13 protein-coding genes and 1 tRNA gene are annotated in these 14690 nt (G+C 70.7%); 9 read left to right on the top strand and 5 right to left on the bottom strand.

The features are described from left to right. The first annotated feature begins 31 nt into the window (after positions 1-31). The 8 genes from ACIBI9_RS43750 to ACIBI9_RS43715 all read left to right on the top strand — a co-directional run bounded on the left by ACIBI9_RS43750 (position 32) and on the right by ACIBI9_RS43715 (position 9209). Positions 32-2377 carry a serine/threonine-protein kinase gene (locus tag ACIBI9_RS43750; protein WP_397231679.1) on the top strand — a complete coding sequence of 782 codons (2346 nt, stop codon included), beginning with the start codon at positions 32-34 and terminating at the stop codon, positions 2375-2377. Between the two features lie 106 nt (positions 2378-2483). Then, entirely contained in the window at positions 2484-4160 is a 1677-nt protein-coding gene (locus ACIBI9_RS43745) for a protein kinase (protein WP_397231677.1), read from the top strand. A 21-nt stretch (positions 4161-4181) separates the two neighbouring features. Further along, positions 4182-5513 (top strand): hypothetical protein, encoded by a 1332-nt coding sequence (locus ACIBI9_RS43740; RefSeq protein WP_397231675.1) that lies wholly within the window; start codon positions 4182-4184, stop codon positions 5511-5513. 49 nt (positions 5514-5562) lie between these two features. Further along, positions 5563-6696: a DUF2510 domain-containing protein gene (locus tag ACIBI9_RS43735; protein WP_397231673.1), complete on the top strand. Its 1134-nt coding sequence runs from the start codon at positions 5563-5565 to the stop codon at positions 6694-6696. A 68-nt stretch (positions 6697-6764) separates the two neighbouring features. Then, positions 6765-7358, top strand: coding sequence for an oligoribonuclease (gene orn, locus ACIBI9_RS43730; RefSeq protein WP_397231671.1), 594 nt, complete (start codon positions 6765-6767; stop codon positions 7356-7358). Positions 7359-7426: 68 nt separating this feature from the next. After that, positions 7427-7502: transfer RNA gene (locus ACIBI9_RS43725), tRNA-His, on the top strand. Positions 7503-7660: 158 nt separating this feature from the next. Beyond that, positions 7661-7885, top strand: coding sequence for a LuxR C-terminal-related transcriptional regulator (locus tag ACIBI9_RS43720; RefSeq protein WP_397231669.1), 225 nt, complete (start codon positions 7661-7663; stop codon positions 7883-7885). Positions 7886-7934: 49 nt separating this feature from the next. After that, positions 7935-9209 (top strand): NAD(P)/FAD-dependent oxidoreductase, encoded by a 1275-nt coding sequence (locus ACIBI9_RS43715; RefSeq protein ID WP_397231667.1) that lies wholly within the window; start codon positions 7935-7937, stop codon positions 9207-9209. Here ACIBI9_RS43715 and lat read toward each other — a convergent pair. The 5 genes from lat to ACIBI9_RS43690 form a co-directional block, all read right to left on the bottom strand. Continuing rightward, positions 9199-10473, bottom strand: a complete 1275-nt coding sequence (gene lat, locus ACIBI9_RS43710) for an L-lysine 6-transaminase (protein WP_397231665.1) — start codon at positions 10471-10473, stop codon at positions 9199-9201. The two genes, ACIBI9_RS43715 and lat, sit on opposite strands and share 11 nt — an antisense overlap. A 66-nt stretch (positions 10474-10539) precedes the next feature. Beyond that, entirely contained in the window at positions 10540-11082 is a 543-nt protein-coding gene (locus ACIBI9_RS43705; protein WP_397231663.1) for an HdeD family acid-resistance protein, read from the bottom strand. 46 nt (positions 11083-11128) lie between these two features. Further along, complete coding sequence (locus ACIBI9_RS43700; protein ID WP_397231662.1) at positions 11129-11494, bottom strand: PPOX class F420-dependent oxidoreductase; 366 nt, start codon at positions 11492-11494, stop codon at positions 11129-11131. Then, on the bottom strand, positions 11494-12141 hold the full coding sequence (locus ACIBI9_RS43695) for a hemolysin III family protein (protein ID WP_397231661.1): 648 nt from the start codon (positions 12139-12141) through the stop codon (positions 11494-11496). Before ACIBI9_RS43695 ends, ACIBI9_RS43700 begins: the two co-directional genes overlap by 1 nt. 70 nt (positions 12142-12211) lie before the next feature. Continuing rightward, positions 12212-13675, bottom strand: a complete 1464-nt coding sequence (locus ACIBI9_RS43690; protein ID WP_397231660.1) for a penicillin-binding transpeptidase domain-containing protein — start codon at positions 13673-13675, stop codon at positions 12212-12214. A 122-nt stretch (positions 13676-13797) separates the two neighbouring features. Here ACIBI9_RS43690 and ACIBI9_RS43685 point away from each other — a divergent pair, with 122 nt between their 5' ends. Beyond that, positions 13798-14619, top strand: coding sequence for a spermidine synthase (locus ACIBI9_RS43685; protein WP_397231900.1), 822 nt, complete (start codon positions 13798-13800; stop codon positions 14617-14619). Positions 14620-14690: the final 71 nt, after the last annotated feature.

Here is a 14690-nt window from a genome sequence, read left to right as displayed (position 1 = left end):
CACCTGCTCCTGATGGTGATGGGAGACGGCGATGGAGTGGAGCGCTCCCGGATATACGGAAGTCAAGCAGCTCGGGGCGGGCGCCAGCGGGCGCGTGACGCTGGCCGTACACGACGAGACCGGCGTCAAGGTCGCGATCAAGTACCTCTCCGAGGAACTGCTGCGCGATCCCGCCGCGCTGGGCAGGTTCCAGGCCGAGGCGCGGCTGCTGACCACCCTGCGCGACCCGAACATCGCCACGATGTGGGAGTACGTCCAGGACACCGGTGGCGCGGCCATCGTGATGGAGCTGGTCAACGGCGTCTCGCTGCGGGCCCTGCTGCGCGAGAACGGCACGACCGAGCCCGAGGCGGCGCTGGTGGTGCTGAAGGGGTCGCTGCTCGGGCTGGCCAGGGCGCACGATCTCGGGCTGGTGCACAGGGACTACAAGCCCGAGAACGTGATCGTCAGGGACGACGGGGTCAGCAAGCTCGTCGACTTCGGCATCGCGGTGCGGCAGGGCACGCTCACGCACCCCGAGGGCACGCCGCCGTACATGGCGCCCGAGCTGTGGGAGGGGCTGCCCGCCTCGCCCGCGACCGACGTGTACGCGGCCACGGCCGTCTTCTTCGAGTGCCTGACGGGGCACCGGCCCTACCGCTCCACCGAGCCGAGCGTGCTCGGCTACCAGCACGTGCACGCGCCTGTGCCGTTCCACGACGCGCCGCAGCCGGTGCGCGAGCTGGTCAGGCGCGGGCTGGCCAAGGACCCGGCGCGGCGGCCGGCGAGCGCGCACGCGTTCGTGGCGGAGCTGGAGGCCATGGCCAGGGCCGCGTACGGCGAGGACTGGGAGGAGCGCGGAAAGCGCCGCCTGGCCGCTCTCGTGGCCCTGCTGGCCCTGCTCCTGCCCACGGCCCAGACGCCCGTCCCCGAGGTGACGACCTCGCTGGCCCGGACGGTCTTCCGCGGCCTGCGCTCCAACGTGGCACGCGTGGCCATGGCCGGCACCGTGGCCGTGGCGACCGCCGTGGCGGTGGTGGTCGTGCTGGCCAACCGCCAGTCGCCGCCCACGGAGCCGATCGGCGCGGCGGCGGCCGTACCGCCGTCGCAGTTCACGACGGAGCCGGCGGCCGACCCGCCGACCACGCCGGAGCCGACACCCGAAACGACATCCGAAACGACGCCTGAAACGACGCCCGAAACGACACCTGAGGCCGCCCCGAAGGCGACGCCCGCGAGCACGCCCAAGGCGGTCGTTCCCATACAAACCCCCGCAAAGACCCCAACCGCCACCAAACCGGTCAAGACACCCAAGCCCACCAAGAAGGCCACCCCGACGCCCACCCCCAAGCGGACGCCGACGCCCACGCCGACCCCCACCCCCACTCCGACGCCCACCCCGACCCCCACGCCCACTCCCACACCCGAGCCCGTGACCGAGGTGCTCGGGGTGAACGTGGGCGGCCTCACGGTCGACGAGGACGGCGACGCCGCCGCCACGGTCACCGTGCGCACCAACGGCACCGCCGCCATCACCGCCACCGCGACCTGGTCGGCCGCCGGCACTGGCGGCCGCACCCAGCGCCTGCGCCTGGCCGGCGCCAGGTCCTACACCCGCACGCTCTCCTGGTCCATCGGCGAGCGCCCGTGCGGCAGCACGGTGACGCTGACCGTCGCCACCTCCCCGGCGGCCCCAGGAGGCGCCAGGACGGCCTCGCTGGCCGTGCCGCCCTGCCCGACGAGGGTGACCGGCCTGCGCGTCTCGCTGGACCTGCCCGCCGCGCCGGGCCGTACCGCGGAGGCGGCGGTGCGGGTGACCGCGAGCGGCACCGGGGAGATCCCCGTCGAGGCCCAGTTCGCCGTCAACGGCGATCCGGTCGGCACGCGTTCCGCGACCCTGTCCGGCCGGACCTCCTACGCGCGCTCGTTCGCCCACACCTTCAGGTCCCGCCCGTGCGGCGCGACCCTGTCGGTGCGGGTGCGCGCCGGTGACAGGACCGCCACCGCGCGGGCCTCGGTGCCCTGCCCGCCGCAGGTGGAGCGGGTCTCGATCGTCAGGGCCGGTCCAGGTGAGGGCGGGCTCGTCGCGACCGTCTCGGTGACCACGTCGAGCACCCAGCCGGTACGGCTCGTCGTGTCGTTCTCGGCCGGCGAGGGCGGGGGCACGGAGTCGGTCACCCTGTCCGGCGACACGTCGTACACCAGGACCCTGAGCCGCTCCGTCAAGCTCCCCTGCGGCACGAAGTGGTCCGTGACGGCCTCCACCGACCCGGCGGCCGGAAACGGGAGCGACAGCGCGAGCGGAGCCACGCAGGAGTGCCCAAGGGAAGAGGAACCCCCCAAAGAGGAGGAGCCCAGCAAGACCCCCAGCCCCGGCACAGACGACAACATTGGGTGACATTGCTGACTAATAGGGATATCGGTAGCGGGAAAGCGGTTCCCTCTGGTTAAGCTACGGCCGGTTGATGAGGGTGGGGGCCCGGCAGACTCCAGAGGAGACCGTTATGCACGGTGAAGGCCAGTGGGGGGTCCCCGGCTACACCGAGATCCGCGACCTGGGCTCGGGTGCGTCCGGGCGCGTGGTCCTGGCCAGGCGCGACCACGACGGCGTCGAGGTCGCGATCAAGTACCTCAGCGACGACCTGAAGTCCGACATGGGGTTCGTCGCGCGCTTCCGGCACGAGGCCCGGCTGCTCGGCACGCTCCAGAGCCAGTACCACGCCCGGTTGATCGACTACGTCGAGTCCGGCCGGGGCGCGGCGATCGTCATGGAGCTGATCAACGGGGTCTCGCTGCGCGAGATCCTCAGGTCCGAGGGCCCGACCGGCCCTGAGGCGGCGCTGACCGTCCTCAAGGGCTCGCTCCAGGGTCTGGCCTCGGCGCACGCGCTCGGCGTCGTCCACCGCGACTTCAAGCCCGAGAACGTCATGGTCCAGGGCGACGGCACCAGCAAGCTCGTGGACTTCGGCATCGCGGTCAAGGCGGGCGAGGGCGCGAGCGCCGCGGGCACGCCGCCGTACATGGCGCCCGAGCAGTGGTCGGGCGGTCCTCCCGCGCCCGCGACGGACGTGTACGCGGCGACCGTCGTGTTCTTCGAGTGCCTGACCGGCACCCGCCCCTTCCGCGCCCCCAACATCGCCGCCCTGGCGCGCCAGCACCAGAGCTCGCCGCCTCCGGTGGACGAGGTGCCCGCGCCGCTGCAGAGCCTCGTCGAGCGCGGCCTGGCCAAGGACCCGGCCCAGCGGCCGCCGTCCGCGGAGGCGTTCCTGACCGAGCTGGAGGCGGTCGCGGCCGAGGGGTACGGGCCCGACTGGGAGGAGCGCGGACGCCGCCGCCTGGCCGCGCTCGCCGGCCTGCTGGTCCTGCTCTTCCCGATGGCCCTGGACGAGCCCGCCCAGACGCAGACCTCGCTGGCCGAGACCCGCTTCCGCGACCCGTCGCGCGTCCTCGGCAAGCTGCCCGCGAAGATCGCCGTCGGCGCGACCGCCGTCGGCGTGCTGGTCGCCGTGGCCGTGATCATCGCCAACGCCTCGTCGGACGAGCCGGTGCTGCGGGCGCAGACCAGTACGGTCTCCCCGACCACGGCCGTGCCCGCGACGCCGGAGCCCGAGGAGACCGACGAGACGGACGAGACGGACGAGACGGACGAGGAGCCGACGCCCACCCCCTCGGCCGAGGCGACCACCCCGGAGGCGACGCCGACGCAGAGCGCCGCGCCGCCGCCCGTACAGCCGACCGTCACCACGCTCCACACGCGGCGCCCGACGCGCAAGCCGACGCCCAAGCCCGTCTCCACCCCCGTCAAGACGCCCTCCAAGATCAAGAAGCCGACCCCGACTCCGTCTCCGGAGCAGCCCCAGATCACCGGCACGCCCCACGACCCCGAGGGCAACACCCCGCCGACCACGGCCGCGCCCACCCCGACGCCTCCCGCCACCACGACCCCGCCGACCCGGCCCACCCCCAGCCAGCCGCCCGGAGACGGCGGTGAAGGCGGGAGCGGCGGTGAAGGCAGCGGTGAAGGCAGCGGCGAGGAGCCGTCGCCGGAGGTGCCCCGGGTCGATCGCGGGAGTGACGCGCAGGCCGCGCTGATCGCCTTCGGCCTGATGACGTCCGGCGCGGTTCCGGTCACACTTGCGGTGAGACGCCGTATGGCGGGACGCCACAGGAAGAAGCGCTGAGACGCGCCGGGGGGACGGCGGATGAACGAACATGGGATCGCCGGTTTCCGGCTCACTGAACACACCTGGATGACCGAGCTCGGCAACTGGATCGACGCGATCTCACCCGATGGCCGCAGGGCCGGGGCCCTGCTGTTCGATCCGAAGATCATCGCTCTGCCCGGCGTGCGCGATCGGGTGGTGCACGTGGTCATGACCGACCAGCGGCTGGTGCTGGGCGGGCTGACCGGGCTGATCCCGGTGGCCGACGTGGTGGCGGCGGGCGACCAGGTGTGGCTGCTGACCGCGCAGGCGGTCAGCCCCACTCTTTCCGACCTGCTCGCCGCCGGGCCGATCGACCCGCCGGGGGCGGCGTCCGTACTGGTGGAGACCGCCCAGACGCTCATCGCGCTGCACGCGGCCGGGGTCACGCACGGGTCCGTGCACCCGGGCACCGTGGTGATCACGGCGGAGGGCGCCGCGCTGCTGTCCGAGCGTGGGCTGTCCGACGCCATCCGCGGCCGGGTCGCGCCTCGCGAGCGGGACGCGGCCGGGTGGGCGTCGCTGGCGCGCGGGCTGGCCGCGTCGTTCGGGCAGGGCCGCCAGGAGGCCGCCGAGCTGTTCGAACGCGCCGCGGTCACGGCCGGGACCCTGGGCCTGACCGCCGCCCGCGACATGCTGGCCGGCCAGGCCACCGGCCGTGAGGGGCTGGCGCAGGCCGCCCGCGGGAGGTCGGCGTTCGCCCAGTCGCGGGCGTACGCGCCGCCGCCCGTCCTGCCGCCCAGGGACGAGGGCGACATCGTCACGCTGCTGCACGTCCCGGGCCGCTCCTCGGGGCCGGTGCAGTTCGGGCCGGGGATCGGCACGCAGGAGCAGCGGCCGGAGACGACGGCCGAGCGGATCTGGCGGGCCGGGCGCGACCAGGGCGCCACCGAGCACCGTCCCGGCGTCCGGCTGGCCAAGGCCTCGCGGGCGCGGCGGCGGCGCACGATCACCTCCGCGGCCCTCTTCGCGGTCATCATGGCGGGAGCGGTCCTGGCCTGGCTCTACGCGGGGAACACGCCGGAGCTGGCGGTCAAGTCGATCGACGTGGTGGCGCCGAAGAAGACCCAGGGCTGCAACAAGGCCGTCCTGATCACTGGAACGGTGGTCACCAACGGGGCGGCCGGCGAGATCACCTACGAATGGCGCAAGAACCTGGACAAGGAAGTCGTCAAGGGGACGCTGCGCACGAAGGCGGACCAGACGACGTACGAGGTGCCGCTCCGGTGGACCCTCCAGGGCAGGAGCAACGTCAAGGCCACCGCCACGCTGCGGATCCTGACGCCCGGCCCGGTCCGCAGCGACAAGGCCAGCTTCACGTACAAGTGCTGATGCCCTCGCGACAATGCATATCAATGAGGTTCTTACTAATCTGGCGAACATGACCACGCAGACCCCCGCGGGCTGGTACCCGGACCCGTACGGAGAGCCCCAGCTCCGCTGGTGGGACGGCACCCAGTGGACCGACGCCCTCCACGCGCAGCAGGCCGGGCCGGGCGCGCCCCCGCAGCAGCCCTCCGGGCCGCAGCCGCAGCCCCCGTCGCAGCCCCAGCCCCAGTCCCAGCCCCAGCCCCAGCCGCAGTCGCAGCCCCAGGCGCAGCCCCAGTCGAGCCCCGACTGGTCGGCGACGCCCGCGAACCCCACGCTCCAGTTCGGCCAGCCGACCTACGGACAGGGGACCTACGGCCAGCCCACGGGGCCCACCCAGTGGGGCGGCCCGCCCCTGCCCGGGGTGACCTACGGCCCGCCGCCCAAGCAGTCCAACCCGCTGCCCTGGGTGTTCGGGGGTCTGGCGGCCCTGGTGGTGGTCGCGCTGATCGTGGTGGCCGGCATCTTCTTCATCAACCGGAGCACCACGCCGACGGCGTCGCTCCCGACGCCGGCCGACACGTTCGAGCAGGAGGACCCGCCGAGCCAGGAGCCGCCGTCCAGCGAGCCGCCCTCCCAGGGCGTCACCGAGCTGCCCCAGCCGGTCGGCGGCCGCATCACCGACCCGCAGGCCGGCCTCTCCTTCGAGGTGCCCGACAGCTGGACGGTGCCCAAGGCCGCCGAGGTCAACGGCCCCAACCCGACCCCGACCCAGCAGCTGTGGTCGGGCGGGGTGCAGGCCGTCTCGCAGGCGAAGTACGACGGCGAGGGCGACTGGATCGGCAACATCTACTCGGGCCTGCTCAACGAGCTCTATCCCTATTCCGGCGCCTCCGGCATGGGCGACACGGCCAAGGCGGTCTTCGTCGACTTCTCCACCAAGTTCTACCAGGTCGCCCACGAGACCAAGGTCGTGGAGGACAAGGCGATGAAGATCGGCGACAAGGACGCCTGGGTGCTGCAGTTCCAGCTCGACTTCTCCAAGGTCTCGGAGGAGAAGGGCTACAAGTGGAAGAAAGAGAACGGCGCGATCGTGCTCGTGGACCGCGGCGCCGGGCAGCGGCCGGCCATCGTGTACGCCTCCGTTCCCGACAATCTGGGCGCCGACGTGCTGGCCAAGGTTCTCGGCTCGCTCAAGCCCGCCTAATCGGTGGCACTAGGCTGGTGGGGTAACAAGCGGGCGGATTGCTCCGAGCCGCTGGGCGAGGAGATCGAATGAGTGACTTGCTGGTCTGGATCGACTGCGAGATGACCGGGCTCGACCTGGGTCGCGACGCGCTTATCGAGGTGGCGTGCGTCATCACCGACAGCGAGCTCAATCAGCTGGACGAGGGCGTCGACGTGGTCATCAAGCCGCCGCCGGAGTCGCTGGAGCAGATGTCGCAGGTCGTACGCGAGATGCACACCGCCTCGGGGCTGCTGCCCGAGCTGGCGGGCGGTGTGACGCTGGCGGAGGCCGAGTCGGTCGTGCTCGACTACATCCGGCGGCACGTCCCCGAGGCGAAGAAGGCGCCGCTGTGCGGCAACTCGATCGGCACCGACCGCACGTTCATCTCGCGCGACATGCCCGGGGTCGACGCCTATCTGCACTACCGGATGATCGACGTCTCGTCGATCAAGGAGCTGGTACGCCGCTGGTACCCCCGCGTCTACTTCGCGGCGCCCGAAAAGCAGGGCGGACACCGGGCTCTGGCCGACATCACGGAGAGCATCAGGGAGCTGCGCTACTACCGCGCGGCGATCTTCGTCGCCCAGCCGGGGCCCGACTCGGCGACCGCGAGATCCCTGGCAGAGCGTGTCAGCGGCTAAAGGAGTGGCGTAAAGACTCCCGAACCCCGCTACACTTTTCCTGTGCCACCACACAGCGGTGGCTCATGGTGGGTGTAGCTCAGTTGGCAGAGCGCCAGGTTGTGGTCCTGGATGTCGAGGGTTCAAGTCCCTTCACTCACCCCAGCGAGGCACGGCCGGTCCTTCGGGACCGGCCGTTGTCGTTTTCTCCCAACAACGGCCCCAAATCATGACATTGCGAGTTATGCTCGCTGTCTACCGCTAACGCCGGAAGCACGGGGGCCATCGGCGATCTGACCGTCTGCGCGCCCCCCGGAGGCCGGATGAGAGTCGACGACGCAGCGTTCGATAGCGTGTTCACGTCCCTGAGCAAGCGTGAAGCCGAGGTCATGGATCTGATCGCCACCGGTCAGTCCAACGGGCAGATCGCGCAACGGCTGTTCCTCAGCGAGAAGACGGTCAAGAACCACGTCAATCGCATCTACGCCAAGCTAGGGGTGGACTCCCGGGTCACCGCCATCGGCCTGTGGCTGTCCCGCCAGCAGTAACCCGCTTCCCGCGAGCCGGCCCGAGCGACCCGGCGGGCCGGCCACGGACATGCCGTCGCGGGCCGCCGGTTCCATGAGCACATTCAGGGGCAGACCCCTTGGCATGGTTCAGAGACCGCGAGTCGTGGTGGTGGGCGGCGGATTCGCCGGGCTCGCCGCCACCAAGGAGTTGGCCAAGGCCGGAGCGCTGGTGACGCTCATCGACCGCAACCCGTACGCGACTTTCCAACCCCTCCTCTACCAGGTGTCCACCGCCAGCATGGGCAGCGCGGACGTGTCGTACCCGATCCGCACGTTCGCCGCGCGGTGGCCCAACGTGCGGGCGCGCCGGGCCGCGCTGACCAAGATCCTCCCTGGCGAGCGGCGGGTGGAGCTCGACGACGGCAGCGGGGTCGACTACGACTACCTCGTGCTGGGCACCGGCGTGACCACCAACTGGCTCGGCATCGAGGGCGCGCAGGAGAACGCGCTGCCCATCTACTCGCTCAGGGACGCGGGGGTGCTGCGCCGCCGGTTCCAGCACTACCTGGAGGACACCGCGGCGGGCCGGCGCAAGAGCATGCACGTCGTGGTGGTCGGCGCGGGCGCGACCGGGGTCGAGATGGCGGGCACGCTGGCCGAGCTGCGGCGGCGCACGCTGCCGCTGACGCATCCCGAGATCAAGCCGGACCAGACCAGCGTGACGCTGGTGGAGCGGTTCGACTACGTGCTGGCGCCGTACAAGCCGCGGCTGCGCGACCGGGCGGCGGCCGCGCTGCGCAAGAGAGGGGTGCGCCTGCGGCTGGGCGCCACGGTGGCGTCCGTCGAGCCGGACGCCGTGCTGCTGACCGACGGCACGCGGCTGCCGTCCGACGTGACCGTGTGGGCGCTCGGCGTCACCGCCCCCAAGCAGGCGGGCGACTGGGGCCTGCCGCAGGGCAAGGGCGGGCGGATCACGGTCACGGAGGCGCTGAACGTACCGGACCATCCCGAGATCTTCGTGGCGGGTGACCTGGCGGGGCCGCCCGACCCGCTCCCCCAGCTCGCCCAGCCGGCGATCCAGATGGGCGAGCACGTGGGCAGGCAGATCGTCGCGGTGCACCAGGGGCGGTCACCGGCGGCGTTCAAGTATCACGATCCGGGCATCATGGCCACCGTCGGCAAGGCGGAGGCCGTGTTGCAGCTGGCCAACGGGATGATCGTGTACGGGCTGCCCGCCTGGCTGGCGTGGATCCTCATCCACGTGGCGTACCTGCTGGGCGGGCGCAACCGCATGACCGTCCTGCTGAACTTCTTCTGGCGCTACTTCGGGCCGCGCCGCGCGGCCACCAGCGTCACGCAGTAAGAGCCTCGGACAGGGCCCGGAGGCCGTGGTCGACGTCGGCCTCCGGGATGTTCAGCGCGGGCCTCAGGCGGATCGAGCGGGGGCCGCAGGGCAGCACCAGCACCCCGTGCTCCTCCCTGAGGCGCGTCACCAGGGCGTCGCGCTGGGCCTGGTCGGGCAGGTCGAAGGCGCACATCAGGCCCCGGCCGCGGACGTTCGAGATCGACTCGGGGCGCTCGGCCTCCAGCTTGGTGAGGCGTTCGAGCAGCACGTTGCCGAGGGCGCCGGCGCGGGCGATCAGACCGTCGCGTTCGACGATCTCCAGGATGCCGCGGCTGCGCACCATGTCCACCAGGCCGCCGCCCCAGGTCGAGTTGATCCGCCCGCTCTGCTGGAACACGTTGTCCGGCACCAGGTCGACCCGGCGGCCCGCCATGATCCCGCCCACCTGCACCTTCTTCGCGAAGGCCACCACGTCCGGGGCGAGACCCAGCTGCTGGTACGCCCACGGCGTCCCGGTCGTTCCGCCGCCCGTCTGGACTTCGTCAAGGATGAACAGGGCGTCGTACTCGTGGCACAGGTGCTGCATGGCCTGCAGGAACTCGGGCCGCAGGTGGTTGTCGCCGCCCTCGCCCTGGATGGGCTCCGCGATGAAGCAGGCGATGTCATGCGGATTCCGCTCGAAAGCCTCGCGGGCCTGGGCCAGCGCGCGCTCCTCGGCCGCCTCCACGTCTCCGAAGTGGATGGCGGGCACGTCGATCCGCGGCCAGTCGAACTTGGGGAAGCGGTCGGTCTTGCCGGGCTCGGTGTTGGTGAGGCTCAGGGTGTAGCCGCTGCGACCGTGGAAGGCCTTGGTCAGGTGCAGGACCTTGGTGCCCAGGTCGCGCGAGCGTCCGGCGGCCTCGTTGCGGCGGCTCTTCCAGTCGAAGGCGGTCTTGAGCGCGTTCTCGACGGCCAGGGCGCCGCCCTCGACGAAGAACAGGTGCGGCAGGTCGGGGTCGCCCAGCACGCGGACGAAGGTGTCGACGAAGTCCGCCAGATGCTCGGTGTAGATGTCGGGGTTCGCCGGTTTGTTCCGGGCGACCTGGCCGAGCAGGAGGGAGAAGTCGGGGTCGAAGGGCGGGTTCACCCCGAGCGGGGCAGAGGCGAAGAACGTGTAGAAGTCGAGGTATCGGCGGCCGTTTCGGGCGTCGACGAGCCAGGAGCCGCGGCTGAGCTCGAGATCGAGCACGAGCCGGTATCCGTCGACGAGCAGGTGGCGGGCGAGGCGGGCGTGTACGTCCATAGCGACTCCACATGCGTCGGTCTGACCGGATGTTCCTCTTGAGGAACACGGACATCTACGCAAAATTTACGGCATACCTACCCCGTGAGTGAAGTTCTTCACGCGGAACGACAGAGCGATCATGGCGATGCCGTGCAGGATCGCGAAGACCCCGACCAGCCAGACGAGGCTGAGCAGTCCCGCACCCGGCCAGATGAGCAGCAGGATGCCGAAGATCAACGACAGGACGCCGCCGATGATCAGCATCCATTCGTTGTCGATGGCCTTGCGGAGTTTGATGCCGGCCATGATCTCCGAAACGCCGGCGAAGATGGCCCAGAAGGCCACGACGTAGAGCAGAGCCAGCGACGTGATGCCCGGCCAGATAAATGTCGCGATACCGGCCAATATCCCGATAATTCCCGAGAAGATCAGCCAAGCTCGCGACTCGGCCCCGTGCCGGAATCCGGCGAACAGCTCAGCGACACCGCCGACCAGCGCGTACGCACCGAAGAAGATCACCAGTACGAGGAGCGTGATCGCCGGCCAGATGAGCGCCAGGATGCCGAAGATCAGCGATGCGAGGCCGCGTATGAGTAGAAGCCACCACGACCGTGTGATATCTCCCATACTGGTCTGATTTCCAGGTAATGCCCGAAATCAGACCAGTGCGGGGTCAAATGTCGGTGATCCGCACTCCAACGGTGCCGGTGCTCCCCCTGCGGATCCTGCTGCCGAGCAGCGTGATCCGCCCCAGGAGCCCGTACTTGCGCCGCAGCAGCCCGCGCACCCGCTCGGTCTCCGCCGCGTCCAGCACCACGGCCCGGCCCTTGACCGGCTCGGTCTTCAGATTTCCCCTCAAGTCGCACCCGGCCACGCCGACCTCGGGGTTGTTCCTGATCCGCTTGATCTTGCCGGAGTCGGCGACGGTCCAGAAGACCACCGCGTCACCGTCCTGCGCGGCCCACACCGGCGTCGCGACGGGGGTGCCGTCCCTCCGGTACGTGGTCACCGAGATGTACTGCTCTGTCCCGAGGTTCATCACACGTGCGAATAAACCACAATCGACACCGCGATGTACTGGACCAGGTACGCGGCGAGGGTGAAGGCGTGGAACACCTCGTGGAAGCCGAACCAGCGGGGCGACGGGTCCGGGCGGCGCAGGCCGTACACGACGGCCCCGGCCGAGTAGAAGACGCCCCCGACGGCCACCAGCACGACGGCGGCCACGCCCGCGCCCTCCAGCAACTGCGGCATCACGAAGATCGCGGTCCAGCCCAGCGCCAGGTAGAGGACGGTGTAGAGCCAGCGCGGCGCGCCCATCCAGAACACCCGGAACAGCACCCCGGCCAGCGCGCCGCCCCAGATCACGGAGAGCACCGCGATCCTCGCCATCCCGTCCAGCGCGAGCAGGGCGAAGGGCGTGTACGTGCCGGCGATGATCAAATAGATGTTGGCATGGTCGAACCGGCGCAGGAACTCCGCCAGCCGCGGCCCCATCGTGCCCCGGTGATAGGTCGCCGAGATCCCGAACAACAAACCGGACGTGATGGCATAAACAGCGGAGGCCATCCGCGCCTGCAAGGTCGGGCCGAGCGCCACGAGCACGAACCCCGCAACCAGCGTCACGGGCAGCGCTCCAGTGTGCAACCAGCCTCGCAGCCTGGGCTTAACGGTGATGGTCGTCATGAAACCTACGGTACCGTAGGTTAGCGGCGCCTCCCCGCGCCGGGCCCGCCGGACGCGGCCCTTCCACAGGTCAGAGGCCGTTGAAGAAACGCGCGGCGATCGGGACGGCGGCCTGCCGGCCCGAGCCGCCGTGCCGTACGAAGACGCAGAAGGCCAGGTCGTCCCGGTAGCCGATGAACCACGCGTGCGACCGCTCCTCGTCCGGCACCTCGGCCGTCCCCGTCTTGCCCGCCATGCCCTCCGGCAGCCCCATGTCGCTCGCCGTGCCGTGATCGACGACGGCGGCCATCATGTCCCTGAGCGAGGCCACGATCCCCTCGTCCATCCGCACGTCCTTGTGCGGGATGCCGTCGATCCGGCGCACCTCCGCGTCCGACAGCAGCCGGGGCGAGCGCCAGGTGCCGCTCTGCACGGCGGCGGCGAGCGCGGCCATGCACAGCGGCGTCGCGACCACCTGACCCTGGCCGATCGCGTCGAGGCCGAACATGTCCGGATCGTCGGTTTCCTGCATGGTGCCGCAGGTTCCGCCGATGCCGGTCGCTATCTGCCGGCCGAACCCCCACTCGTCCGCCGTCTCACGCAGCTGGTCCGCGGTGAGCCTGGTGGTGGCCTGCTCGACGAACGTCGTGTTGCAGGAGTACGCGTACGCGTCGGTGAAGCTGATGAGCCCGCGGTCCACCTCGCCGTCGTTCTTGAAGGGCGCGTGGAAGGGAATGGTGTACGTGCCCGGGCACCGGACCTCCGCCGCCGGTTCGAGCCCGCTCCCGAGCAGCGCCGCCGCCGTGATCGTCTTGAAGACCGACCCCGGGGGGAAGACGTCCCGGACCGCGCTGTAGTTGTTCTTGAGCCGGTCGGCCAGCGCCAGGATCTCACCGGTGCTCGGCCGGATGACGACCATCGCGGAGTCGTCGACCCCGTCCAGCGCCCTGGCGGCCGCCGCCTGCACGGGACGCGACAGCGTGGTGCGCTCGACCTCCGCCTTGGGCCGGCGCGCCAGCAACTGCCTGACGGGCTGCCCCGGCACCTTCGACACCAGCTCCCAGCCGCGGGACGACGACCCGAACTCGGGTTTGAGCTGGTCGAGATAGGCATCCGCGTAGCTGTCGTTCGGGATCCGCTCTCCCTCGCTGGTGACCAGCTCGGTCGCCGACGCGTCGACCTCGTCCAGCTCCAGCGTGCCGCCGTCCTTGAGCAGGGGGTGCAGCGTCTCGGGGGCCCACAGCACCTTCCAGGCCCGATCCCGCACGCCGAGCCGCAACGTGCTGTCGAACGGCCACGCCCCGAGGTCGGCGAGCTGCCGCACCCCGGCGAACGGCACCTCGGCGGCGCCCTCCCCCATGCTCTTCAGGCGCCCCGGGGCCAGCCGGATGGACTCGATGTGGAGTTCCTCCGTCAGCCGGTGGTGCCTGATGGCGAAGTCGGCCGGCGGCTGGTACACCAGGCGCGCCATGCGCGACACGTCACCCTTGCGCCAGGCGTCGAAGTAGTCGGCGGCGGTCTGGGAAGCGCTCCCCTTGACCCGGTTCGACGCCATGACCGCGAACGTACCCGCCCCAACTACCGCGACAAGTGCGATAACGAGCACAATCAGCCTTCGTCGTCGCATACGGTTTCTCCCAGGAGGGGATCAGCGTGGCACGAGGACAGCGGGAACCGATGCCCGGCCTGTATCCGGTGACGTTCGGCGAGGTCGAGCTTCTCCGTGACCTGGACAGGCAGGACGGCTGGGTGCTGTCCAAAGATGGCGTACCTCAGTCGTATGTTGATCTACAAGACCCGACATTTCTGGAATTTGAGTATGTACGACTCATGGCGGATGTGATCGACCTTTTGTCGGAAGGGCCGCTGAGCTGCGTACACGTGGGCGGCGGCGCCTGCACCATCCCCCGCTACATCGCCGCCACGCGGCCCGGCTCCCGCCACATCGTCGTCGAGCCGGACGGCCTCCTCGTCAACCTGGTACGCGAGCAGCTGGACCTGCGTTCGGTGCCCCGCCTGAAGGTCATCGTGGCCGGAGGCCGCGAGGGCACCGCCAAGGTCTGGGACGACTCGGCGGACCTGGTGGTCCTGGACGCCTTCACGGGGGCGACGATGCCCGTCGACCTGGCCACGACGGAGTACATGGGGGACATCGCCAGGATCCTCCGCCCGGCCGGGACCCTCCTGATCAACATGGCCGACGGCAAGGGCCTGGCCTTCGCCAAGCGCCTGCTCGCCACGGTGACCGGCACGTTCGGCCACGTGGCCCTGCTGGCGGAGCCGGGCATCATGCGGGGCCGCCGCTTCGGCAACCTGATCGTGGCCGCGTCCCGCACGGGCCTGCCGCTGGACCTCCTGACGCGGCGCGCGGCAGGCGGGCTGACGCAGGCGAGGTGCGTGCACGGCGAGGCGCTGACGAACTTCATCGCCGGCGCCGCCCCCATCAAGGACGGCGACCCGGTCCTCGCCCCCGTCCCCCCGCCCGCCGTCTTCGGCTGACCGGTCCGGTTCTCCTGAGTCGAGACCCCTTTCCCGTGCGCTCAAAAAGTGATATCACTTTGATAGCAGGC

It is taken from the genome of Nonomuraea sp. NPDC050451, assembly GCF_044458585.1.
This window is presented reverse-complemented; position numbering and strand designations above follow the sequence as displayed.

Coding starts and splice junctions, on each gene's coding strand:
- ACIBI9_RS43715 (WP_397231667.1), top strand. CDS start 7,935: ATGCCGTCGCGGGCCGCCGGTTCCATGAGCACATTCAGGGGCAGACCC.
- lat (WP_397231665.1), bottom strand. CDS start 10,473: ATGGACGTACACGCCCGCCTCGCCCGCCACCTGCTCGTCGACGGATAC.
- ACIBI9_RS43685 (WP_397231900.1), top strand. CDS start 13,798: ATGCCCGGCCTGTATCCGGTGACGTTCGGCGAGGTCGAGCTTCTCCGT.
- ACIBI9_RS43735 (WP_397231673.1), top strand. CDS start 5,563: ATGACCACGCAGACCCCCGCGGGCTGGTACCCGGACCCGTACGGAGAG.
- orn (WP_397231671.1), top strand. CDS start 6,765: ATGAGTGACTTGCTGGTCTGGATCGACTGCGAGATGACCGGGCTCGAC.
- ACIBI9_RS43695 (WP_397231661.1), bottom strand. CDS start 12,141: ATGACGACCATCACCGTTAAGCCCAGGCTGCGAGGCTGGTTGCACACT.
- ACIBI9_RS43750 (WP_397231679.1), top strand. CDS start 32: ATGGAGTGGAGCGCTCCCGGATATACGGAAGTCAAGCAGCTCGGGGCG.
- ACIBI9_RS43740 (WP_397231675.1), top strand. CDS start 4,182: ATGAACGAACATGGGATCGCCGGTTTCCGGCTCACTGAACACACCTGG.
- ACIBI9_RS43745 (WP_397231677.1), top strand. CDS start 2,484: ATGCACGGTGAAGGCCAGTGGGGGGTCCCCGGCTACACCGAGATCCGC.
- ACIBI9_RS43690 (WP_397231660.1), bottom strand. CDS start 13,675: ATGGCGTCGAACCGGGTCAAGGGGAGCGCTTCCCAGACCGCCGCCGAC.
- ACIBI9_RS43705 (WP_397231663.1), bottom strand. CDS start 11,082: ATGGGAGATATCACACGGTCGTGGTGGCTTCTACTCATACGCGGCCTC.
- ACIBI9_RS43700 (WP_397231662.1), bottom strand. CDS start 11,494: ATGAACCTCGGGACAGAGCAGTACATCTCGGTGACCACGTACCGGAGG.
- ACIBI9_RS43720 (WP_397231669.1), top strand. CDS start 7,661: ATGAGAGTCGACGACGCAGCGTTCGATAGCGTGTTCACGTCCCTGAGC.